This window comes from Pseudodesulfovibrio indicus (assembly GCF_001563225.1).
In the GTDB taxonomy this organism is placed as follows: domain Bacteria; phylum Desulfobacterota; class Desulfovibrionia; order Desulfovibrionales; family Desulfovibrionaceae; genus Pseudodesulfovibrio; species Pseudodesulfovibrio indicus.
This window is the reverse complement of the sequence record NZ_CP014206.1, coordinates 824,003-845,866: the sequence shown is the minus strand read 5'-3', so window position 1 is coordinate 845,866 and position 21,864 is coordinate 824,003. Positions and strand designations below refer to the sequence as shown.

The following is a 21,864-nucleotide window of genomic DNA, read 5'->3' as shown; positions in this document are numbered from 1 at the left end:
TCCACCCCCTTGCCGGGGACCACGCTCTCCCCTAAAGTCGCACCATGCAGCCAGACAGCCACCTTCCCGAATCCGCCCGCAGGCTGAAACAGGCCAGGGCGCATCTTTGGGAACGCGCCAAGGCAGGTTCGGTGGGCGGATTCGCCTGGGAATACACCCATCTGGTGGACCACTATTTCGAGGACCGCGTCAGGGAGGCCGGGGTGCAGCGGTTCGGCTTCGCCCTGGTGGCCGTGGGCGGTTACGGGCGCGGCAGGCTCTGCCCCGGCTCGGACATCGACGTCCTGCTCCTGTTCCGCAGCCGCATCCCGTCCGGGGCGGACGCCTTCATCAAGGCGCTCCTTTACCCCCTGTGGGACCTGGGGTTGGACCTGGGCCACGGGGTGCGCACCATTACCGACTGCGTGTCCCTGGCGCGCAAGGACTTCCAGGTCCTGGCCTCGCTCATGGACGGACGCCCCCTGGCCGGTGACGCCGACGTCTTCGAGCACTTCCGCGCGACCTTCGAATCCAAGGTGCTGCGCAAATCGGGCGCGACCTTCGCCGAGAGCCTGCGCGAGCACAACGAGACCCGGCTGGTCCAGTACGGCGACGCCACGGGCATGCTCGAGCCGGAGCTCAAGAACGGCCTGGGCGGCCTGCGCGACGGCCAGCAGGTCGCCTGGTTGAGCCGCGTGCTGGCGACCATGGGGCGCGACCCGGTCTTCCTGCCCGAGGAGCTGTCCCGGCTGCGCGACGACCAGGCGTTCCTGAACCGCGTGCGCACCGCCCTGCACCTGTCCGCCGGACGCAAGACCGACCGCCTCTTCTTCGACCTCCAGCCGCCCACGGCGCGGCTCATGGGGTTTGTCCCCCGCACCGACTCCCCCGAGGACCGGGGGCTGGCCGTGGAGTTCTTCCTCTCCAGGCTGCACCAGGCCATGACCCGCATCAAGGCCATGCGCGAGGCGCTCTTCCAGGAGGGGTTCCCGGTGAAGAACGGCCGCGCCCTGCCCACCCCCTCCTACCGCAACGTCGAGGCCGGGCCCGCCGGGCTGTTCTTCCGCAGCCAGTCTGCCGTGACCCCGGACAACGTGCTCGGCGCGTTCCTGGAGTCCGCACGGTCCGGCCTGCCCCTGACCTGGGGCGCGCGGCGCATCGTGCGCAGCAACCCGGGCCGGTTCGCGGGCGGGCTGGTGGACCGGTCCGAGACCCTGTCCATCCTGGTGGAGATCTTCCTGGCCCCGTTCTGCGGGGTGGCCTGCGAAGGGCTGGTGGAGACCCGGCTGCTCCCGGCCATCTTCCCGGAATTCGGCGACGTGGAGCACCTCATCCAATTCAACGACTACCACGTCCACCCCGTGGGCAGGCACACCCTGGCCACGGTGGCGCTACTCTCCTCGTTCATCCGGGGCGACGGCGAGTGGACCGGCGAGATGGCCTCCGGGATCAAGGACCCGGTGCGGCTCATCCTGGCCGGGTTCTTCCACGACCTGGGCAAGGGCCAGCCGCACCATTCACGGACCGGAGCCGAGATCGCCCGCGAGGTCCTGGCCCGCTACGGCCGCAAACCCGAGCTGATCGGGGACGTGGCCTTCCTGGTGGAGCACCACCTGCTCATGCCCAAGGCCGCCACCCGGCACGACCTGTCGGACGAGCGCGTGCCCTCGGACGTGGCCGGGGTGGCCGGAACCCGTGACCGGCTCGATATGCTCTACCTGCTCTCCGTGGCCGACTCCATGGCCACCGGCCCCCGCGCCTGGAACTCCTGGACCCGGTCCCTGCTCGGCGAGCTGTATTTCAAGGCGCGCAAGCTCCTGCAACACGGGCCGCTGGCCGAGCCGGACGCGGCCAGGAAGCTGGCCGACACCCGGCAGGCCGTGCTCGACGCGGCCCGGGTCGACGGGTCCGGCCTGGACCCGGACTTTGCCGAGGCGGGCATGCGGGCCATGCCCACCCGCGCCTTTTTCGCCCTTTCGCCCGAGGCCATCGGGACCCACCTCCGGCTGGTCAAGCGCCTCTGGGACGCCGTGGCCGAGGACCGCATGCGCAAGCCGTCGTCCATCGGCGGCAAGGGGGTCAACCTCATCGAGGCCGCGCCCGGCAAGGCGGAGAACACCTTCGAGCTGACCATCGCCGCCGTGGACCAGCCCTACCTCTTCGCCACCCTGGCCGGAGCTATCTCCCTGCACGGGCTGAACATCCTGGCCGCGGACATCTTCACCTGGAAGGACGGCACCGTGGTGGACGTGTTCACCGTGGCCGAGCCGCCCGAGAACCTCTTTGCCGAGGAGGTCTGGGCGCGCATCTCCCGGTCCGTGCACTACGCCCTGACCGGCAAGCTCGACCTGGCCGCCCGGCTGGAGGAGCGCAGGCTCTCGCCCCTGACCAAAGGGCGCTCCGCCCCGAAACTCCGGCCCCTGGTGACCGTGGACACCGGGTCCAGCGACTTCCACACCATCGTGGAGGTGGCGGCCACGGACCGCACGGGATTCCTTTTCGATATGGCCCGCACCCTGGCCGAGCACTCCCTGTCCATCCATCTGGCCAAGATCACCACCATCAAGGGCCGCGCCGCCGACGTCTTCCACGTCCGCACCCAGGACGGGCAGCGGCTCCTGGACCCGGAACGCATCGAGCGGCTGCGCGCCGACCTGCTCGAAGCCGCCTCGCCCCGGTAAAAGCGCTTTACTTTTCGCCCTCCGCCCTTAGAGTGTGGGGCGAAAGTCGACCAAAGGAAACGCCGTGACCGTACAACTGACCATCTTTTCGGATTTCGCCTGCCCGTTCTGTTTCATCGGCAAGGGCATCGTCGATCACTTCCGGGACGAGTTCGGCCTAGAGGACCTCTGGCTGCCCCACGAGCTGCACCCCGAAACCCCGCCCGAGGGCCGGGACCTCGTGGAACTGTTCGACCGCTTCGACATCGACCAGGTGACCATGACCTGCAACCTGCGCGGCAAGCCCTACGGCATACGGTTCGGGGAGATGACCCGGCTGCCCAATACCCGGCTCGCCCTTGAGGCGGCCGAGTTCGCCCGGGACAAGGGCCGGTTCCGCGAGTTCCACGGACGCATGTACCGGGCGCTCTTCACCGAAGGGCGGGACATCGGCGATCCGGCCGTGATCCTCGCCGTGGCCGAAGCCTCGGGCCTGGACCCGGAGGAGCTGGCCCCGGCCCTGGCCGACCACCGCTTTGCCGCGCGCGTGGCCGAGGGGTCCGAAGCGGCCCGGCGGGCCGGGGTGACGGCCCTGCCCACCTTTGTCATCAAAGGGGGCCGGACCATCACCGGTGCCGTGGACGAGACCCAGTTCCGCAATGCTCTCCAAGAGGCCGCGAACAGCGATTGACCGGCGCGGACAGCAAACAACCGCAACGAACAGCAACAGTGGAGACGATATGACCAAATCTCCTGAAATAGTTATTTTCTTTACCGGTGGAACCATCGGAATGTCGCCGGTGGAAGGCAAGGAGGGGGTGGCTCCCGGAGGGAACTTCGAAGGGCTGCTCAACCAGCTCGCACCGCAGGAGTCCGAGGTCGTCCTGCGACCGGTCCTGTGGTCGGACAAGCCCAGCCCGCACATGACCCCGGCGGACATGTTCCGGCTGGCCCGCGACGTGGAGGAGGCGCTCATGGAGGAGTCGGTCCTCGGCGCGGTGGTCCTGCACGGCACCGATACCCTGGTGGAGACCGCCTACATGTGCGACCTGGTCGTCCACTCGGACAAGCCGGTCATCCTGACCGGGTCCATGCGCTACTACTCCGAGGCCGGGTACGACGGCATCCGCAACCTGGCCAACACGGTCCGCGCCTGCCTGCTTCCCCTGCCCCCGGGCATCGGGGCGTGCATCCTGATGACCGACCGCATCTTCGCCGCGCGCGAGGCGGTCAAGGTCAACTCCCTGAACGTGGACGCCTTCGAATCCCGCGAGGCGGGCGTGGTCGGGTACGTGGCCGGCGAGTCCGTGCTCCTGGCCCGCAGGCACTCCACCCCCAACCCCCGGCGCAAGATTTCCCCCCCGGCCATCGAGCCGAACGTGCCGCTTCTCACCGCGTATACGGGAATTGACCGGTCACTTGTCGATCATGCACGAAGCCGCGGCGCCAAAGGGATTGTTATCGAAGGGTTCGGAGCGGGGAATGTGCCACCAAGCATGGTGGAAGGGATCGAGGCGTGCCTGGAAGCGGGGCTGCCGGTGGTCCTGGCCACGCGCTGCATCGAGGGCGGGGTGTGGCCCATCTACGGCTATCCCGGAGGCGGCGCGGACCTGCACGCCAAGGGCGTCATCCTGTCCGGCAGGCTGGGCGGACCCAAGGCCCGCATCCGGCTGATGTGCGCCCTGGGGCTGACTTCGGACCCAGAGGAAATCCGGGCGCTCTTCGAGGAAGCGTGACCGGCGTCTAGCCGATCCCCCGCGCGAACCGCTCGAACTCCGACAGAGCCCGGCTCTGGACCATGGACCGGACCGCGTCGAGATGGTCGTGGTTGTCGATGACCAGGTCCACGATGTCCGCGTCCAGAAAACCCTTTTCCGCCATGGAGCGAAGCACGGCAAGGGCCTGTTCCCGGCTCATGCCCTTGCGGTAGGGCCGGTCCTCGGTGATGGCCGTGTGCACGTCCGCCACTTGCATGATCCGACTGCCCAGCGACAGTTGATCGGCGGTCAGCCCCAGGGGATACCCCTTGCCGTTGAGCCGCTCGTGGTGCTGGCAGGCCCAGTCCGCCACCTCGCCCAGACCGGGGATGGAGCGCAGCACCTCGGCGCAGACCGTGGCGTGATCCTGGACCCTGACGTACTCGTCCTTTTCCAGCGCGCCCGGCTTGTCCAGCAGCTCGGTGGGCACGGCCAGCTTGCCGATGTCGTGGAGGTTGCCCGCCAGCCGCATGCTCTTCTGCTCCTGTTCGTCCATGCCCGCGAACCGGGCCAGCCGGCTCTGCCACGCCTGTTCGTCCAGTGCCCGCGAACCGGGCCAGCAGGACCGCGCTCTCGGCCACGCCCGCGGTGTGGGTGGCCGTATGGCGGCTCCGGAAGTCGATGATCCGGGTGAAGAACCCGGAGAAGTCGATGAGCTGGTCCGGGGTGATGCGCACGTCCAGAAGCTCGCGGGAGAGCAGGTCCCTGACCGGCATCTCCTGATCCTCCATGAGCGCCCAGAAGATGCCGTTGTCGACCAGCTCGGTAAAGGCCCGCAGGGCTTCGGGGGCGTACATGTCCGAGGAGAACCCGGCCACGGTGCGCTCCACGTCCTTGCGCTCGTATTTTCTGGTCCCCACCCTGCGCAGGATGTCCACCCGGTCGGCCAGGTTGATGATGTTGGCCATGAGCAGGGTCTCGCGGTCGCCCTCCTGGCGGATGACGCGCAGGTCCCGCCAGCTGGTGTGGTGGTACAGGACCGCGCGAGAGGCGCGCTCCAGGAACGGGTGGTCCCGCAGCAGCCGGTAGCCGACCACGGCGTGTTCCTCCAGGTCCGAATCAAACCCCAGCCCGTCCAGGGGCCTGTCCATGGAGAAGGCCCCGATGTCGTGGAGCAGCCCCGCCAGGAGCAGGTCCACCAGGGAGGGCGCGGTGATGCCGAGATGGCTGCCGAACATGACCGAGGCCATGCCCACCCTGCGATGATGCCCGGTCACCGTGGGCGATATGTAATCCAGTGCTGAGGAAATTCCACAGGCCAAATCGATGAGGGAAACGTCTTCCATGACCATTTCAGTACCTTGAGAGCAAATATTTCGACGGCAGTGTCGCACGCCGTTCAATGTTCGGTGCGGCAGCACCCGCCGACAATTATATTTGGCGGGCGAAGGGAAAAATTACCACCCTTTCTCAGGATGTCAACAGACGGTGACAGGACATTTTTCAACCCCGTCAAGATGTTTTTTTAGGCTTTTCAGCCGCTTTTGCCTGCCAATCTCTCCCGTTCGCCGGTTTCGGATAAATCCCGTGGTACGCTCACCCCGAACCGGGTGCCGAACCCCCAACCGAACGAGGTACCGACTATGGCAACAAGCGTCATCGAAATCTGCAACAATGCCCTGCTGGACCTGGGGGAGGACGCCATCATGTCCCTGGGCGACAACTCCAAGGCCGCCGGGTTGTGCAACCACCGCTGGCCCGCCGTGCGCGACGCGGTCCTGCGCGCCCATCCCTGGAACTGCGCCATGGCCCAGGCCGAACTGGCCGCCGGGACCGCCGCCCCGCTGTGGAAATGGGAGTACAAGTACGTCCTGCCCACGGATTTCCTGCGCGTCATCCGGGTGGTGGGCGCGGACGGCACGGAGGTCCTGGAGTGGGAGATCCAGTCCGGGATCATCCTCTGCGACGAGGAACCCCCGCTGTTCATCTCCTACGTCCGCCGCGAGACCGACCCCAAGAAATACGACGCCCTGCTGGCCGAAACGCTCTCGGCCCGCATGGCCGCGACCCTGGCCTATCCCCTGTCCGGGTCCACGGCCTTGGCCCAGTCTTGCTGGAAGACCTATCAGGAAAAACTGACCGAGGCGCGCGGCGTGGACGCCCGCGAGGGCGTTCCCGAGTCCGTGGTTCCGGCCACCTGGCTGGGTGCGAAGATCGGCAGGCCGGCGTAGAGGCGAAGGGTCCGGCCCGCGGCCCGGGCCGGACCTATTCCACGGCCAGGGAGGCGGCGTAGAAGAATTCGTTCAGCACCGAATCCGACGGGGTGGTCCACTCCCGCTTGACCCTGACCTCCGGGTGGTCCTTGATGAACCGGGCCACCAGCCCCTGGTTCTCCTCCGGGTTCAGGGTGCAGGTGATGACCGCGATCAATCCGCCGGGCCGGACCTGGGCCAGCGCGTTCTCAAGGATTTCCCGCTGGAGCAGGGTCAGGTCGCCGAGGTCGGCGGGCCTGCGCTTCCACTTGGTATCGGGCCGCCGGGACAAAACCCCCAGGCCCGAGCACGGCAGGTCCAGCAGAACGGAGCCGGGAACGCGCGGGGGCACGGCCTCGGCCGCATTGGCGGCAAAGGTCTCGACGCCGGGCAGCTCCCGCGAGAGCGCCGCCAGGCGGCCCTTGTGCGGGTCCGAGGCGAACACGTCCAGCCCCTTTTCGAGCAGGATGCGGGTCTTGCCGCCGCGCCCGGAGCACGCGTCCCAGACCGGGCCGGTCCAGGTCTCCGGGTCCAGGGCCTCCACGGCCTGGCGTGCGGCAAAGGACTGGCGCGATATGGGCGGATTCGGTTCGCCCTCGAAGCCGGTCCCCGCAGGCAGGGCGAAGGACATGCCCTCGATGTCGATGAGCTCCGGCCAGGACGCGATCTCGGCGTACAGCTCGTCCGCCTGGGGATGGCCGAACAGGTTGAAACCCAGGGCCGGGGGCCGGATCTGGGCCTCCAGGTAGTCGGTGGCCGTCTTTTCGCCGTATTCGCGCCACCACATGTCCACCAGCCACTGGGGGCAGGAGTACCAGCGGGACAGAAATTCCGGCAGAGAGGCGTCCCTGCGGAAAAAGTCGGGATCGTGGGCCGCGTCGCCCAGCTCGGACACCCGCCTGAGCACGGCGTTGAACAGCCCGGCCAGCCGCGCGCCCGGCTTGGACTTGGAGAACTCCACGGCCCAATCCACCGAGGCGTAGGCCGGGATCTTGTCCAGGAAAAGAATTTCGTAGGCGGCGACGCCCATGGCCAGCCGCATCTTGGGGGTCAGCTTGCCCGGGTCCTTGAGGAACCGCGAAAGGATGTACTCGATGCGCCCCTTGAGGCGCAGGTAGCCGTAACACAGTTCCGTGGCCAGTCCGTGGTCGCGGGGGTCGTCAAGGCCACCGGCCAGGGCGGCGTCCAGGGCGGCCTGGATGTCCTGGCGGTTCATCAGGCAGCGGAACAGGGCTTCTAGGGCCACCCGCCGGGCCGGAGGCAGCGGTTTTGCGGAACTTGCTTGCATGCGTGCATGTTTACCCCCCCCAAACCCCGTTGGCAAGAGGGGTATTCAGAAGTCCCGGCGACAATACGCAAACAGGGGTGCGGCCGGAGCGTTCCGGCCGCACCCCTGGAATCGCCTCGGCGGCTGCTATTCGAAGAGCTTCTTGGCGGCTTCGCCCGCGTCCTTGGCCGCGTCGCCCGCATCCTCCATGGCCTGGTCGGCCTTCTTGCCGGCCTTTTCCATGGGCCCTTCCTCGCTGCATCCGAAGGCGGGCAGCATGACGGCCAGAAGGCAAAACATCACCAAGATCTTCTTCCACATCTGCATCTGAAACTCCTGTGTTCGATTATCGGTTCTCCAGTCTGCACGACTGGCTGTAATACGCGGTCCCGTGGGCCATGTCCGTGACCGACGGCGCGATGATGGCATTGGCCCCGTGGCCGTACTTCATCCATCCGCCCCGGCGCATGATCACCGTCCTCGGGTGCAGATCCTCCACGGTCTCCACCCGGACCTGCATGGCTCCCAGGTCCGTTGTCAGATATACGTCCATGGCCGGGTTCAGGCCACCAAAAGCCGGATTCTGTTTCGATATCCAGACCGTGGGCACCCCGCGCATGTTCTGTTCCGGGATCTGGGAGTGCAGGGACTCGCCGCGCACCAGGGTCAGGAGCTGGAGCGGGTAGTCCGGGTCGCGCGGAGGTTCCGGGTGCAGCGCTTCCGGGAACCGGTACAACCCGTCCAGATGGCCGAAGACCAGGTCCTCGAAGGCCACCACCGGGTGGTTCACGCGGGCGAACCCGTTCTCCTCCAACTCGTCCCAGGAGATGTTCGCGGCCTTGAGCCCCTCGCGCAGGCAGCGCTCCCTGTCCGGGAAGCGGACCGGCCGCCGCAGCCTCGCCCCAAGCTCGGCCATGATGTCGAAATCGTGTCGGGCGTTGCCGCGCGGGGGGACCACCTCGGCGCAGCGGTTCACGTAGTTGTGCACGAAGGAGCCGAGCACGTCCTCGCGCTCGAACATCAGGGCGGGCGGCAGGATGACGTCGGCCCGCATGGCCGTGTCGTTCATCACCGCCTCGACCGCCACCACGAAGGGCGCGGCCAGGGCATCGGCCAGGGCCAGCCCGTCCGGGATCTGGTTGACCACGTTGTGGCCGTCGATCCAGACGAAATCCACGGGCGGGTCCGCCTTGGCCAGCTCCGCGCCCAGGTCCTGAAGGAGCAGCCTGCGCCGCTCGCCCGCCGGGACCCCGCCCTCCACCAGATGCGACCAGTCGCCCAGGTTGCGGCCCGAGGAAATGTTGAAATAGGAGCCGCCGCCCCGGATGCCGATCTGGCCCGAGACCATGGCCACGGCGTTGATGAAGCGGACGTTCTCGCCGCCGTAGACGTGCCGCTGCAACCCCCAGCCCATGACCGTGGCCACCGCGCCCCGGTCCGCGTACCACTCGTAGACCATCTCCGCGTCCCTGGCCGGGACCTCGCAGGCCGCGCACAGGTCGCGGAACTTCAGTCCGTCCACCAGCCCGCGCAGGGCGGGCCAGTTGGCCGTGCGGGTCAGGACCCACGGGTTGAGGTCGCCCGCCTCCAGGAAGAGCTTGAGCACGGCGGCGGCCAGGAAGCGGTCCGTGCCGGGGCGGATCATGACGTTGACGTCGGAGAACTCCGGGGTCCCGTCCCCGCCGGGGGAGATGGTCAGAACCTCGGTGCCGTTCTTGCGCGCCTTCTGGACCAGCGCCAGCTGGTGGATGGAGCAGCGGGTCATGTCCCGGCCCCAGTTGACCACCCTGTCGGCGTTGAGGATGTCCTCGGGGTCGTTGTGGTTGAGCACGCCGAAGTCGCGGATGCACGCCTCGATGCCGGTGTCGTCGCACAGGCAGCCGTAATGGGTGGAAGCGCCGAGCTTCTCGAAAAAGACGGTGCTGGCCTTGCCCAGGATGCCCCGATAGCCGTGGCCGTGGATATGCAGGATGGACTCCGGCACGGAGCGCGCCGCGTCGAGCTTGTCCGCGACCAGGGCCATGGCCTCGTCCCAGGAGACCGGCTCGAACCCGGACCCGCGCCGGACCAGCGGCTCGGTGATCCGGTCCTCGGAGCCGATGCGCTCGAAGTAGCGCCCGCCCTTCTTGCAGCAGAATCCCTTGGTGAACGGGTGCTTCGGGTTGCCCCGGACGGTTTTCTTTTCGGTATCGACCACCAGCGAACAGGCGTCGCCGCAGTCCATGGTGCACGCGGTTGTGATTTTCATGCCCGGTCCTCCGGTCCAGAGAGTGGGGGATTCTACGCCGAGGGTCAAATCAAAAGACGCGATCAGGGGTATCGCCGGGGCCGAAGCCCCCGCCCGGAAGGATGACCCGCGCACAGTTTTTGACAATCATGCCCGTTTGGTCTAACCAGATTCGGTTCCACCGACCCGAGCATAAATTAAGGATATTAAACGCGACATGGCGAAAGTGCAAAAAATAAAGGGATTCGCGGACCTCTTCCCGGAAGAGGCCGCCAAGTACACCTTCATGGAATCGTGCGCCCGTGAGGTCTTCTCCCGCTACGGCTTCGGCGAGCTGCGCACCCCCATCCTGGAAAAGACCGAGCTGTTCCAGAAGTCCATCGGCGAGGACACCGACGTGGTGGGCAAGGAGATGTTCACCTTCCCGGACCGCAAGGACCGCTCCCTGACCATGCGCCCCGAGGCCACGGCGGGCGTGGTCCGGGCGTTCATCGAGTCCAAGACCCACCAGCCCGGCCTCATCTCCAAGTTCTTCACCTTCGGCCCCATGTTCCGGTACGAGCGGCCGCAAAAAGGCCGCCAGCGCCAGTTCCACCAGATCAATGCGGAGGTCTTCGGCGCGCCCGAGGGCCAGGCCGACGCCGAGCTGATCCTGATGCTGACCTCGTTCCTGAACCGCATCGGCCTCAAGAGCCTGACCGTGGAGCTGAACTCCCTGGGCTGCCACGAATGCCGCCCGGCGTACAAGCAGGCCCTGGTGGACTACTACAAGTCCAAGGACAAGGCGAATTTCTGCGAGGACTGCCGCCGCCGCATGGAGACCAACCCCCTGCGGGTGCTGGACTGCAAGGTCCCGACCTGCAAGGAACTGGTCAAGGACGCCCCGCTGATCACCGACCACCTGTGCGCCGACTGCGAGACCCACTTCGCGGACGTGCGGACCATCCTCGACGGGGCCGGGGTGACCTATACCCTCAATCCCCGGCTGGTGCGCGGCCTGGACTACTACGTCCGCACCTGCTTCGAGGTGACGAGCCTGGATATCGGGTCCCAGACCTCGGTGGCGGGCGGCGGCCGGTACGACGGGCTGATCCAGAGCCTGGACGGCCCGGACTGCCCCGGCACCGGCTTCGCCTGCGGCATGGAGCGTCTCGCCCTGCTGCTCGGCGACCGCGAGCTTCCCGGGCCGGACTTCTACCTGGCCGTGGTGGACGACGCGGCGGCCAACGAGGCCATGCTCTTCGCCCAGGCCCTGCGCGACAAGGGGCTGACCGGCGAGGTGAGCTTTTCCGGCGGGTCCATGAAGTCCCGCATGCGCGCGGCCAACAAGTCCGGCGCAAAGACCTGCCTGATCCTGGGCGGGGCCGAACTGGCCGACAAGACCGTCACCGTCAAGGACATGGCCGGCGACAAGGACCAGGAGACCCTGGACCGCGCCGCCTACCTGGCGGGACTGTAGAGATCAGGGGGAAGGGGAAGCCGCTGCGCGGCGGGGTCGGGTGACTTCGCCTCCGGCGGCCAAAGGCCGAGGCCTTTGGAATCCCCCGTGCGGCTTTGCCGCAAAAAAGTGCAATAAGGACCGTCATGGCGCGGACGGCGAATTTCGCCGCAGGCGCGCTAAAAAGTTTTGGAAGATTCTTAAGAAACCTTTTTCAAAAGGTTTCTTAAGCCGCCGGAGGCAAGCCCCCCGCAGGGGGTGCCGGAGGCCAATACATTACGAGACATCGGAGAGACAATGTCTGAGCAAGAGAGAGATTACGACGAGTTCCGCGTCATCGAGGACCTGGCGGGCTGGCGGAGAACCCACCACCTCAACGAACTGACCGCGGCCGACATGGACAAGGACGTCTGCCTCATGGGCTGGGTCCAGTTCCGGCGCGACCACGGCGGCCTGATTTTCCTCGACCTGCGCGACCGCGAGGGGCTGACCCAGGTGGTCTTCAACCCCGAGGACAACGCCGAGGTGCACGAGCGCGCCCACGCCATCCGCCCCGAATACGTGGTCGCCATCAAGGGCCGGGTCCGCCCGCGCCCCGAAGGCATGGCCAATCCGAACATGGTCACCGGCGAGGTCGAGATCGAGGTCACGGACTACAAGCTGCTCAACACCTCCGAGACCCCGCCGTTCCCCATCGAGGACCGCGTGGAGGTGGCCGAGAACCTGCGTCTCAAGTACCGCTTCCTGGACCTCCGCCGCCCCTCCCTGGCGCGCAATTTCATCATCCGCAACAAGGCCGCCCAAAGCGTGCGCCGCTACCTGGACTCCCTGGGCTTCCTCGAAGTGGAGACCCCGGTGCTGACCAAGTCGACCCCCGAAGGGGCGCGCGACTTCCTGGTGCCGAGCCGCGTCAACCAGGGCGAGTTCTACGCCCTGCCGCAGTCCCCGCAGCTGTTCAAGCAGATGCTCATGGTCTCCGGCATGGACCGCTATTTCCAGATCGTCAAATGCTTCCGCGACGAGGACCTGCGCGCCGACCGCCAGCCCGAGTTCACCCAGATCGACATCGAGATGTCCTTCGTGGACGAGGCGCTGATCCAGGACATGGCCGAAGGCATGGTCCGCACCCTGTTCAGGGAGACCATCGGCGTGGAGCTGCCCGACCCGTTCCCCCGCATGTCCTTTGCCGACGCCATGCGCGACTACGGCGTGGACAAGCCGGACCTGCGCTTCGAGCTGAAGCACGTGGACATCACCGACGTGTTCAAGAGCTCCGGGTTCAAGGTCTTCGCCTCCTCCGAGCTGGTCAAGGTCATGGTCGTGCCCGGCGGGGCCGAGCTGTCCCGCAAGGAGATCGACGAATACACCAAGTTCGTGGAGATCTACGGCTCCAAGGGGCTGGCCTGGATCAAGGTCAAGGAGGACGGCGAGTGGCAGTCCCCCATCGTCAAGTTCTTCTCCGAGGAAGAGATCGCCACCCTGCGCGAGCGCACCGGCTGCAAGCCCGGCGACATCCTCTTCTTCCAGGCGGGTCCGGCGGACATCGCCAACGCCGCGCTGGGCAACCTGCGCTGCGAGCTGGGCAAGCGGTTCGGCCTGATCAAGGAGGGCGAGTTCAAGCCCGTCTGGATCACCGACTTCCCGCTGCTCGAATACGACGTGGACGAGAAGCGCTACGTGGCCCGGCACCATCCCTTCACCTCGGCCCGCCCCGAGCAGATGCAGGTCCTCAAGGACGCGCCCGGCGAGGCCATCGCCCGCGCCTATGACCTGGTCATGAACGGCTTCGAGGTCGGCGGGGGCTCCATCCGCATCCACACCCAGGAGCAGCAGACCGCCATGTTCGCGGCGCTGGGCATCGACGAGGGCGAGGCCCGCGAGAAGTTCGGCTTCCTCATGGACGCCCTCAAGTTCGGCGCGCCGCCCCACGGCGGCATCGCCTTCGGCCTGGACCGGCTGATCATGATCCTGACCGGCTCCAAGTCCATCCGCGACGTCATCGCCTTCCCCAAGACCCAGAAGGCCACCTGCCTCATGACCGAGGCCCCGTCCGAAGTGCCCAACAAGCAGCTCCGCGAACTGGGCATCCGTCTGCGCGAGAAGAAGACAGAAGAATAGCAGGAAGATGCGAGAGGGAAACTTTTGAAGAAGTTTCCCTCTCGCGCTCTCCCTTCCAAACTTTTCATCGCCGCTTCGCGGGGGCAACCGTCCGCAAAGAACGGCCTTTGACCTGGCCGGTTTCGCGTAAGGACTGGCCTTTTGAATTTCCATCACTATTAAGATAATAGATCGTATCGATTCCGCCGCAAATCGGACCAAACGCTCCCCTCGATCCTCCCTGCGGCGCGACAAGAAGTTTAGGGAAAGGAGGGGATGGGGGTCTGGGGGAAGGGGAGGAAAACCCCTTTTCTCAAAGGGGTTTTCCTCCCCTTCCCCCAGCCGCCGGAGGCAACAATGAAGCTGGAAATATGTACCTGGCCCGATGAAGTGCTGGCCGCCAAGGCCGAGACGATCACCGAGGTCACCCCCGAGCTCCAGGAGCTCATAGAGAACATGGTCGAGACCATGTACGAGTCCGACGGAGTGGGTCTGGCCGCGCCCCAGGTGGGCGAGTCCATCCGGCTCATCTGCGTGGACCAGACCGGCCCCAAGATCCGGGGCGACCTGCGCGTGCTGATCAACCCGGAGATCACGGAATGCGACGGCGAGGTGGAGAGCGAGGAGGGTTGCCTGAGCTGCCCCGAGTTTAACGCCAAGGTCAAGCGCAAGGAGCGGGTCACGGTCAAGGCCATGGACCGCGAGGGCAAGGGGCTGTGCATCGAGGCCGACGGTTTCCTGTCCATCGTCCTGCAGCATGAGATCGACCACCTGGAAGGCGTCACCCTGGCCGACAGGGCGGGCCGGTTGAAGCAGGCCCTGTACCGAAAGAAGGCGATGCGATGGAAGAGCTAGGCAACACCACCCCCAGCTCCCCGGAATCCTGGGGCGCGGTGGATCTCAAACCGTTGCGCACGGTGTTCATGGGCACCCCGGACTTCGCGGCCGAGGCGCTCAACATCCTGCTCAAGTTCGACGCCGCCGACGTGGTCGCGGTCTACACCCAGCCCGACCGCCCGTGCGGACGCGGTCGGCAGTGCAAGCCGTCGCCGGTCAAGGAAGTGGCCCTTCAGAACGACATCCCGGTGTTCCAGCCGGTGAATTTCAAGGACGCCGCCGATGTGGAGGCCCTGGCCGCCCTCAAACCCGACGTGCTGGTGGTGGCGGCCTACGGGCTGATCCTGCCCCAGAGCGTGCTGGACGTGCCGACCAAGCTGCCGCTGAACATCCACGCCTCGCTGCTGCCCAAGTATCGCGGCGCGGCCCCGATCCAGCGGTCCATCGAGAACGGCGACGTGGTCACCGGCATCTCCATCATGAAGATGGAGGCCGGGCTGGACACCGGTCCGGTCATGGTCCAGCGCGCACTGCGCATCGGCCACAACGACCACGCCGGGACCATTCACGACGAGCTGGCCAAGCTCGGCGGCATCTGCATCTGCGAGGCCCTGGCCCGGCTCCAGACCGGGGCCTATGACCTGAAGCCCCAGGACGACGAGCTGGCCACCTACGCCAAGAAGCTGGAGAAGCAGGAAGGCGAGATCGACTGGAACCGCCCGGCCGAGGCCATCCACAACCAGATCCGCGCCATGTTCCCGTGGCCCGGCGCGTTTTTCGACTGGACCAATGCGGACGGCAAGGCGATCCGGCTGAACGTCGCCCCCGGCGAGGTGTCCGAGGAGTCGGCCCCCAAGGTCGCGCCCGGCACCATCCTGGGCGAGATCGACGGCAGGCTGGCCATCACCACCGCCGACCGCATCTACCTCACCCCGGAGGTCAAGCCCCAGGGCAAGAAAGCCATGGACGCCACGGCCTTTGCCTGCGGGTACATGAAGGAATGCAGATAGCGAACTCCCCGGACCAGCCCCGGTCCCTGCGCAGGGCGCGCAAGCGCCTCTTCGTCGGCCTGATCAGCGTCGCCTGCCTGGTCATGTGCGTGTTCCTGGCGCTCTTGTGGGTGGTGCCGTATATCGGCCTGGACAACATCCATCCAGCGGCCAAGTGGGTCCTGGGCGCGCTGGTCCTGGGGCTGATCGGCCTGGTCTGCGTGGCCTATTGGGGGCTGTTCCTGAACATCGTCACCAAGAAGCCCCTGCCCGGCTCCCGGCGCTTCCGGGGGCTGACCATCAAACTCTTCCTGCCGCTCATGGTCCTGCTGGGCCGCGCCTTCGGCATCGACAAGCAGCACATCATGCTCTCGTTCATCTCGGTGAACAACGAGCTGGTCCTGGCCGAGGCCGGGCAATACGCGCCCGAGGAAATCCTGCTGCTCATGCCGCACTGTTTGCAGAACTCCAAATGCGATCGGCGGCTGACCTACGACATCAACAACTGCGCCCGGTGCGGCAAATGCCCCCTGGCCGGGCTGCTCGGCCTGCACGACAAGTACGGCGTGAACCTGGCCATCGCCACGGGGGGGACCATCGCCCGGCGCATCGTGGTTCAGCTGCGGCCCAAGTTGATCATCGCGGTGGCCTGCCACCGCGATCTGTCCAGCGGCATCCAGGACACCTATCCCCTGCCGGTCTACGGCGTGCTCAACGAGCGGCCCCACGGTCCTTGTCTCGACACCACCGTGGCGCTGGATATCGTGGAGAATATGCTGCTGCGTTTCCTGGACCCCGCCAAGGCGGGCCAGGGAAGGACCATCTCCACCGGCCAGGCGGCCCAGGAATAATCCCTCTTTTCGAACGGATTGGGTCGGGAAAATCGCGGTGGTTTGGGCCGCGCGTCCGCGTCTGATGTACCCCTGTCGTGATGAGTCGTTTTGCGCTCTTACAGCGCCTTACTTTTTGGCTTGCGCCCCAAAAAGTAAGCAAAAAGTGCGCTTGCGGTGCGGCGGCGCGAAAACAGTGGCCAAGAGCCTGTAAGCGCCTTTCGCTGCCCTGACGGCATGTCTGCCGAGGCAGACTCAGTCGGGCTGCGCTTCGGCGCTTGAAACAGGCTCTAGGCCCCGGTTTCCGAATGACCGCTCTCCGGGCGAGGGATTGTCCGAGCGTGGGAGGGATGGTGGAAGAGGGAGGAGCGCGGTGGGTTTGGGCCGCGCGTCCGCGTCTGGGGTTTTTCCTGTTGCGGGAGACCGTTTTGCGCTTTTACAGCGCCTTACTTTTTGGCTTGCGCCCCAAAAAGTAAGCAAAAAGTGCGCTTGCGGTGCGGCGGCGCGGAAACAGTGGCCAAGAGCCTGTAAGCGCCTTTCGCTGCCCTGACGGCATGTCTGCCGAGGCAGACTCAGTCGGGCTCCGCTTCGGCGCTTGAGACAGGCTCTAGGCCCCGGTTTCCGAATGATCGCTCTCCGGGCCGGGATTTTCCGAGCGTGGAAGGCAGGCAGAAGAGGTGGAACGCACCCTGGCCGATTCTACTCCAAACCATCCCCTCTCGCGCCTTTGAGGCGCAGCCTCAAAAAGTCGTCACCCCCAAACCTCAGCCCTTAGCACCCCTGGAGCGCCTTGGGGCGCAGCCCCAACAGCGGCTCTCATCACCCACCCCCCACCCAACGGCCCTCCCATGGAACGCCTTTGAGGCGCAGCCTCAAACAGAGGCTCTTCTACTCCGAAGTCCCGTCCGAAGGCCCCTCTTCCTTCGCCCTTCGTACCGTCAAGCAGCAGGGAGCGAGCCCTGTTCTGGACGCCTAGAAGCCGACCGCGAAGGGGCGGCGGCTCCGCTCCCGTGGCCCCTCGGTATTCCATAAAAGGGGCGTTCCCGTGGAGGCTCGCACGCTACTTTTGATCAGATGGAGCCGCCCCGAGCGGATCGGATTCTCAGCGGCCAAACTCCGGGCGGGGATGTCCCCCCCCGGCGTTTCTTTGGTTCTTTCTTTTCGCCCGGAAAAGAAAGAACCCCGCCGGGAGGGCTCCAAAAAAACACGGAGGAGCGCCAGCGACGGCTCTCCTCTTCCTCTTTCTCTTCTCTTTTCTTTCTCCCCTCATCCCTCCCTCAAAAAGAAAAGAAAAGGAAAGGGGTGCGTTCCTCACCGGACCGCACCCCTCACCATCTCATTCAAAAAATCAAAAAACTAATCGTGCGTTGCCCACATCCCACTATTAACCCACCCAAAATATTTCCTCGCCACATGCGCCGCCACCTCATGGGCGTCGTCCAGCCCGAACTTCGGCACATCCGCATCCACGCCCCGGTCCGTGACCATGGCGATCAGCTTGCGATCGCCCTGGTTCCCCCGATCGCACAACGGCCTGTCATGCGCCTCGCGGCGGTAGACCTCGATCTTCGGATGCGGCGAGTTGAAATATCCCTCGGCCAGGACCAGGTCCTTGTCCCGGAACAGGTCCTCGGCCAGCTCCTCCAGGGTCTGCTCCCGTTTCACGGTCCGGATCATGGCCACGCGCTCGGGCGAGGACACGACCACGGTCTCGGCCCCGGCCTGTTTCAGCCGCCAGGAATCCTTGCCCTCGTGGTCGATCTCGAAGGAGTGAGCATCATGCTTGACCGCGCCCACGGACAGACCGAGCTTTCGCAGCTCCGGCAGGAGCTTCTCCATGAAGGTGGTTTTGCCGGACTTTTTCTTGCCGACGATGCAGAGTATATGCGGTGTCATCACTATTCCCCAAATGGTCTTTGAAAAGGGTTGAACTCGAGCCGCACACCCCCTCCACGGGGCGCGCGGGTCCAGATTCTATCATATATCAAGGGTATTGGACCCGCAATCCTTTACAACATCCCTGGCGGGTGCCAGTATGACGGGATAGAGCAACATTCAGCCCAGGAACCACGGCGCACCATGCCCACGCCCATCTCCCGGACCAAGGCGGTCCGCGATCTCCTTGCCCTGGCCAGACCGGCCGAACCCGTGACCCTCGCGCCCGTGGACGCGGTGGGACTGACGGCGGCCCTGGACGCCGCCGCCCTGTGCGACGTGCCCGAACGCGCCTGCTCGGTGCGCGACGGATACGCCGTTCGCAGTGCGGACGTGGCCGGGGCCAAGCCCCTGCATCCGGTCCGGCTGACGGTTGGCGAATGCATCCGGGCCGAGTCCCCGGACCCCGCCCTGGTTGTCGAGGGGGCGACCGCCCGCGTGCTCACCGGCGGCCTGGTGCCGCCCGGTGCGGATGCGGTGCTGGCCGAGGAGGACGTGGAGACCGACGGTGACGCGATCCTGGTCCGCGAGCCGGTGCGCAAAGGTTGGTTCGTCCGCGCGACGGGCGGTGAAATCCCGTCCGGCACGGTCGTGGCCAGGGAGGGACGGATCATCACCCCCCAGGCCGCCGCGGTCATGACCCGCACCCGCGTGACCGGCGTTTCGGCGCACCCGCGCCCCCTGGCCCGGATCATGGCGCTGGGCAGCGAGCTGACCGCGCCCGGCGGCCGGGAGACCGGCCTGGAGCGCTTCCCGGCGGACAACCTGATCCTGCTCCGGGGGCTGTTCGCCCAGGCGGGCGCGAGCGTGGAGCAGACCGGCGTCATCCCGGACAACTGCGACGAACTCGTCCGCTTCCTGTCCGGTCCGCTGCCCGAAATCGCCATCACCACCGGGGGCACCGGCAACAGCGAACGCGACTTTGCCTTCGAGGCCGCGACCAGAGCCGGGTTCACCGAGGTCTTCAAGCGCATCGACATCCGCCCGGGCCGGAACATGTTCGCCGCCCACCGCGACCGCACCCTGCTCTTCGGCCTGCCCGGCCCGCCCGCTGCGGTTCACGCCTGCTTCCACGCGGTCATCCTCTCGGTCATCCGCCGGTTGCGCGGCCTGCCCGACCAGGCCGAACCGCTCAAGGCGCGGTTCACCCAGCCGATCAACGCCCGCCCCGGCTCCGAATGGCTGGTCCAGTGCGAACTCGCCCTGAACGGCTCCACCCTCTGCGCCACCCCCTACGCGGGCAAAGCCGTGCCCCCCATGTTCGGCCTCTCCCAGGCCAACGGCCTCGCCATCCTCCAAGGCAACACCACCCTCGTTCCCGGGGACGAGGCCGAGATCCTGACGACGTTTTTCTAGCCTCCGGGCCTCCAGCCGTTGGCCAGTTTTCAAGGCTTACGGATGAGGACAGCAGCCTTCCCCCTGGACCCCCACCCCCATCTCCCCCCTCCAAGACTCTTTGTCGCCGCCTTCGGCAGGGCAGGGCAACGGACATCCCGCCCCTGAAGCACCCTGAGGCGCAGGCTCAAACTACCGTCACTCCCAAAGCCCCGCCGGGAGGGCTCCCAAAAAACCTCGAGGCGCGCCAGCAACGGCTCTTCCACGAATATACTTCCCAAAATCCTCCCTTCATGCAGTATCAACCCACACCCCCTCCTCCCTCTCGCTCTCTTCCCCCACCCCCATCTCCACCCTCTACCCCGAATAAACTGTAACTGACCTTTCGAAGTGCCGTCACGAAAACGTAACACGTCAGGACTATCACTAGCTCACACGTTAACGAGGACTGTCTTTTCCTACATAATTTTTAAGGAAGGTACTTCTGATGAAAAAACTGCTGATTGCTTTCGTGACCCTGGCTGTCCTGAGCGTCTCCGCTCTGTCCTTTGCCGCGGAAATCCGCGTCAAGGGCTCCACCACCGTGGACCCGGCCATGAAAAAGCTGGTGGCCGCCTACCAGACCGCCAACCCGGGCGTGAATTTCTCCATCTCCGCCACCGGCTCCGGTGACGGCGCCAAGGCGATCATCAACAAGACCGCCGACATCGGCATGATGTCCCGCGACATGAAGTCCGCCGAGGTCGAAAAGTGCAAGGCCAACGGCATCGAGCCGGTCCAGTTCGTCATCGCCCTGGACTGCCTGGTTCCCATCGTCCACCCCTCCAACCCGGTTTCCGCCGTGACCACCGCCCAGCTCAAGGACATCTACCAGGACAAGATCCGCAACTGGAAGGACGTCGGCGGTAGCGACGGCATGATCGCCCTGTTCTCCCGCGAGACCAACTCCGGCACCTACGAGGTCTGGCACGAGAAGGTCATGGAGAAGGAAGACGAGTTCGACCTGGTCTCCCGCATGCCCTCCAACGCCGCCATGGCCGCCAAGATCGCAGGCAACAGCAAGGGCATCGGCTACGTCGGCCTAGGCTTCCTGAACCCCAAGATCAAGGCCCTGACCGTCAACGGCGTGGTGCCCTCCGTGGCCACCGGCAAGGACGGCTCCTACCCCCTGTCCCGCGGCCTGAACCTGTACACCGGCGGCCAGCCCACCGGCGAGACCGCGAAGTTCATCGACTTCGTCATGTCCCCGGCCGGCCAGAAGATCATCGCCGAAGTCGGCTTCGTGCCCGTCAACTAGAAGAATTGAGAAGACTCAGCTGATTACAATCCTTCCCGCCGGGGCGTTCGACGCCCCGGCGGGATCACGCTTGAAAACGAGGCGCGACTCAATGCTTTCACGCTCCACCAAGGAAAAGGTCATCAGGACGGGCTTTCTGCTCGCCGCCAGTGCGTCCATCATCGCCCTGGGCCTGATCATGTACTTCCTCATCTCCGAGGCCCTGCCGACGTTCACGGGCTTCGACGCCATGGGCGAAAAGTTCCAGGGCATCGGCATCCTGGACTTCATCTTCGGCTCCCAGTGGAAACCGGTGTCCGAGAACCCCCAATGGGGCATCCTGCCCCTGATCATGGGTTCGGTCTGGGTCACCCTGATTTCCTCGATCATCGCCATCCCCCTGGGCATCATGACCGCGGTCTACCTGGCCGAGATCGCCCCCCGGAAGGTGCGCGAGATCATCAAGCCCATGGTCGAGCTGCTGGCCTCCCTGCCCTCGGTCGTCATCGGCTTCTTCGGCATGGCCGTGGTCGCGCCCATCATGCTCTCCCTCTTCGACATCCGGTTCGGCGTGAACATGCTCAACGCCTCGATCATGCTCGCCTTCATGGCCGTGCCGACCATCACCTCCATTGCCGAGGACGCCATCCACTCGGTGCCGGACGACGTGCGCGAGGGGTCCCTGGCCCTGGGAGCCACCCGGTTCGAGACCATCTGGCGCGTGGTTTTGCCCTCATCCCTGTCCGGGTTGTCCACGGCGGTCATCCTGGGCATGTCCCGCTCCATCGGCGAGACCATGGTCGTGCTCATGGTCGCGGGCGGCGCGGCGCGCATCCCGACCTCCATCTTCGACCCGGTCCGGCCCATGCCGGCATCCATCGCGGCGGAGATGGGCGAGACCAGCTTCGGTCTCGAAATGCACTATTTCTCGCTCTTCGCCATCGCCATGGTCCTGTTCCTCATCACCTTCCTCTTCAATCTCCTGGCCGACCACATCGCCCACAAGTACAAGCAGGTCGGCTCGGCCAGCCTCTAGGAAAAAGGA

Annotated in this window: 18 protein-coding genes and 1 pseudogene; 13 read left to right on the top strand and 6 right to left on the bottom strand. The window is 65.9% G+C overall.

Going from position 1 to position 21,864, the window contains the following annotated elements; genetic code table 11:
* The first annotated feature begins 44 nt into the window (after nt 1-44).
* The 3 genes from glnD (at nt 45) to AWY79_RS03905 (ending at nt 4,375) form a co-directional block, all read left to right on the top strand.
* A complete protein-coding gene (glnD, locus tag AWY79_RS03915; protein WP_066800562.1) occupies nt 45-2,660 on the top strand; it encodes a [protein-PII] uridylyltransferase in 2,616 nt (871 codons plus the stop codon).
* 64 nt (nt 2,661-2,724) lie between these two features.
* Nucleotides 2,725-3,330, top strand: coding sequence for a DsbA family oxidoreductase (locus AWY79_RS03910; RefSeq protein ID WP_158509853.1), 606 nt, complete (start codon nt 2,725-2,727; stop codon nt 3,328-3,330).
* 49 nt (nt 3,331-3,379) lie between these two features.
* Complete coding sequence (locus AWY79_RS03905) at nt 3,380-4,375, top strand: asparaginase (RefSeq protein WP_066800559.1); 996 nt, start codon at nt 3,380-3,382, stop codon at nt 4,373-4,375.
* 7 nt (nt 4,376-4,382) lie between these two features.
* On the opposite strand, the gene AWY79_RS19255 is transcribed toward AWY79_RS03905, so the two are convergent.
* Nucleotides 4,383-4,892: an HD-GYP domain-containing protein gene (locus tag AWY79_RS19255; protein WP_233490991.1), complete on the bottom strand. Its 510-nt coding sequence runs from the start codon at nt 4,890-4,892 to the stop codon at nt 4,383-4,385.
* A gap of 233 nt (nt 4,893-5,125) precedes the next feature.
* Between AWY79_RS19255 and AWY79_RS19250 the strand changes: the two genes are divergently transcribed.
* Nucleotides 5,126-5,425, top strand: coding sequence for a hypothetical protein (locus AWY79_RS19250; protein WP_233490990.1), 300 nt, complete (start codon nt 5,126-5,128; stop codon nt 5,423-5,425).
* On the opposite strand, the pseudogene AWY79_RS19245 reads toward AWY79_RS19250, so the two are convergent.
* Nucleotides 5,329-5,574: pseudogene (locus AWY79_RS19245) on the bottom strand (HD domain-containing protein); the annotation flags it as partial. The gene AWY79_RS19250 and the pseudogene AWY79_RS19245 sit on opposite strands and share 97 nt — an antisense overlap.
* 405 nt (nt 5,575-5,979) lie before the next feature.
* On the opposite strand from AWY79_RS19245, the gene AWY79_RS03895 reads away from it, so the two are divergent.
* A complete protein-coding gene (locus AWY79_RS03895) occupies nt 5,980-6,567 on the top strand; it encodes a phage connector family protein (protein ID WP_066800555.1) in 588 nt (195 codons plus the stop codon).
* 34 nt (nt 6,568-6,601) lie between these two features.
* Here the strand turns inward: AWY79_RS03895 and AWY79_RS03890 are convergent, their stop codons facing one another.
* The 3 genes from AWY79_RS03890 to AWY79_RS03880 form a co-directional block, all read right to left on the bottom strand.
* Nucleotides 6,602-7,876, bottom strand: coding sequence for a transcription antitermination factor NusB (locus tag AWY79_RS03890; protein ID WP_066800552.1), 1,275 nt, complete (start codon nt 7,874-7,876; stop codon nt 6,602-6,604).
* A 126-nt stretch (nt 7,877-8,002) separates the two neighbouring features.
* Entirely contained in the window at nt 8,003-8,182 is a 180-nt protein-coding gene (locus AWY79_RS03885) for a hypothetical protein (RefSeq protein ID WP_066800550.1), read from the bottom strand.
* A 19-nt stretch (nt 8,183-8,201) separates the two neighbouring features.
* Nucleotides 8,202-10,103, bottom strand: a complete 1,902-nt coding sequence (locus AWY79_RS03880) for a molybdopterin-dependent oxidoreductase (protein WP_066800547.1) — start codon at nt 10,101-10,103, stop codon at nt 8,202-8,204.
* Between the two features lie 196 nt (nt 10,104-10,299).
* On the opposite strand from AWY79_RS03880, the gene hisS reads away from it, so the two are divergent.
* The 5 genes from hisS to AWY79_RS03855 all read left to right on the top strand — a co-directional run bounded on the left by hisS (nt 10,300) and on the right by AWY79_RS03855 (nt 16,294).
* Nucleotides 10,300-11,541 carry a histidine--tRNA ligase gene (gene hisS / locus AWY79_RS03875; protein ID WP_066800546.1) on the top strand — a complete coding sequence of 414 codons (1,242 nt, stop codon included), beginning with the start codon at nt 10,300-10,302 and terminating at the stop codon, nt 11,539-11,541.
* A 276-nt stretch (nt 11,542-11,817) separates the two neighbouring features.
* Complete coding sequence (gene aspS, locus AWY79_RS03870) at nt 11,818-13,638, top strand: aspartate--tRNA ligase (RefSeq protein WP_066800545.1); 1,821 nt, start codon at nt 11,818-11,820, stop codon at nt 13,636-13,638.
* 336 nt (nt 13,639-13,974) lie between these two features.
* Nucleotides 13,975-14,472: a peptide deformylase gene (gene def / locus AWY79_RS03865; RefSeq protein WP_066800543.1), complete on the top strand. Its 498-nt coding sequence runs from the start codon at nt 13,975-13,977 to the stop codon at nt 14,470-14,472.
* Entirely contained in the window at nt 14,460-15,464 is a 1,005-nt protein-coding gene (fmt, locus tag AWY79_RS03860) for a methionyl-tRNA formyltransferase (RefSeq protein ID WP_066800541.1), read from the top strand. The genes def and fmt overlap by 13 nt, the downstream gene beginning before the upstream one ends.
* Nucleotides 15,455-16,294 carry a DUF116 domain-containing protein gene (locus AWY79_RS03855; RefSeq protein ID WP_066800534.1) on the top strand — a complete coding sequence of 280 codons (840 nt, stop codon included), beginning with the start codon at nt 15,455-15,457 and terminating at the stop codon, nt 16,292-16,294. The genes fmt and AWY79_RS03855 overlap by 10 nt, the downstream gene beginning before the upstream one ends.
* 1,335 nt (nt 16,295-17,629) lie before the next feature.
* Here AWY79_RS03855 and mobB read toward each other — a convergent pair.
* Complete coding sequence (gene mobB / locus AWY79_RS03850; protein WP_066800532.1) at nt 17,630-18,169, bottom strand: molybdopterin-guanine dinucleotide biosynthesis protein B; 540 nt, start codon at nt 18,167-18,169, stop codon at nt 17,630-17,632.
* Nucleotides 18,170-18,352: 183 nt separating this feature from the next.
* Between mobB and AWY79_RS03845 the strand changes: the two genes are divergently transcribed.
* From AWY79_RS03845 to pstC, 3 genes are all read left to right on the top strand, one after another.
* Nucleotides 18,353-19,564, top strand: a complete 1,212-nt coding sequence (locus tag AWY79_RS03845; RefSeq protein ID WP_066800530.1) for a molybdopterin molybdotransferase MoeA — start codon at nt 18,353-18,355, stop codon at nt 19,562-19,564.
* Nucleotides 19,565-20,030: 466 nt separating this feature from the next.
* Complete coding sequence (locus AWY79_RS03840) at nt 20,031-20,840, top strand: PstS family phosphate ABC transporter substrate-binding protein (RefSeq protein ID WP_066800526.1); 810 nt, start codon at nt 20,031-20,033, stop codon at nt 20,838-20,840.
* 91 nt (nt 20,841-20,931) lie between these two features.
* Nucleotides 20,932-21,855, top strand: coding sequence for a phosphate ABC transporter permease subunit PstC (gene pstC, locus AWY79_RS03835; protein ID WP_066800524.1), 924 nt, complete (start codon nt 20,932-20,934; stop codon nt 21,853-21,855).
* Nucleotides 21,856-21,864 lie beyond the last annotated feature (9 nt).

Bases quoted from the DNA above. Each gene is read 5' to 3' on its own strand.
- glnD (WP_066800562.1), top strand. From the start codon at position 45: ATGCAGCCAGACAGCCACCTTCCCGAATCCGCCCGCAGGCTGAAACAG.
- AWY79_RS03905 (WP_066800559.1), top strand. From the start codon at position 3,380: ATGACCAAATCTCCTGAAATAGTTATTTTCTTTACCGGTGGAACCATC.
- AWY79_RS19255 (WP_233490991.1), bottom strand. From the start codon at position 4,892: ATGGACGAACAGGAGCAGAAGAGCATGCGGCTGGCGGGCAACCTCCAC.
- AWY79_RS19250 (WP_233490990.1), top strand. From the start codon at position 5,126: ATGAGCGCCCAGAAGATGCCGTTGTCGACCAGCTCGGTAAAGGCCCGC.
- AWY79_RS03895 (WP_066800555.1), top strand. From the start codon at position 5,980: ATGGCAACAAGCGTCATCGAAATCTGCAACAATGCCCTGCTGGACCTG.
- AWY79_RS03890 (WP_066800552.1), bottom strand. From the start codon at position 7,876: ATGCAAGCAAGTTCCGCAAAACCGCTGCCTCCGGCCCGGCGGGTGGCC.
- AWY79_RS03885 (WP_066800550.1), bottom strand. From the start codon at position 8,182: ATGCAGATGTGGAAGAAGATCTTGGTGATGTTTTGCCTTCTGGCCGTC.
- AWY79_RS03880 (WP_066800547.1), bottom strand. From the start codon at position 10,103: ATGAAAATCACAACCGCGTGCACCATGGACTGCGGCGACGCCTGTTCG.
- hisS (WP_066800546.1), top strand. From the start codon at position 10,300: ATGGCGAAAGTGCAAAAAATAAAGGGATTCGCGGACCTCTTCCCGGAA.
- aspS (WP_066800545.1), top strand. From the start codon at position 11,818: ATGTCTGAGCAAGAGAGAGATTACGACGAGTTCCGCGTCATCGAGGAC.
- def (WP_066800543.1), top strand. From the start codon at position 13,975: ATGAAGCTGGAAATATGTACCTGGCCCGATGAAGTGCTGGCCGCCAAG.
- fmt (WP_066800541.1), top strand. From the start codon at position 14,460: ATGGAAGAGCTAGGCAACACCACCCCCAGCTCCCCGGAATCCTGGGGC.
- AWY79_RS03855 (WP_066800534.1), top strand. From the start codon at position 15,455: ATGCAGATAGCGAACTCCCCGGACCAGCCCCGGTCCCTGCGCAGGGCG.
- mobB (WP_066800532.1), bottom strand. From the start codon at position 18,169: ATGACACCGCATATACTCTGCATCGTCGGCAAGAAAAAGTCCGGCAAA.
- AWY79_RS03845 (WP_066800530.1), top strand. From the start codon at position 18,353: ATGCCCACGCCCATCTCCCGGACCAAGGCGGTCCGCGATCTCCTTGCC.
- AWY79_RS03840 (WP_066800526.1), top strand. From the start codon at position 20,031: ATGAAAAAACTGCTGATTGCTTTCGTGACCCTGGCTGTCCTGAGCGTC.
- pstC (WP_066800524.1), top strand. From the start codon at position 20,932: ATGCTTTCACGCTCCACCAAGGAAAAGGTCATCAGGACGGGCTTTCTG.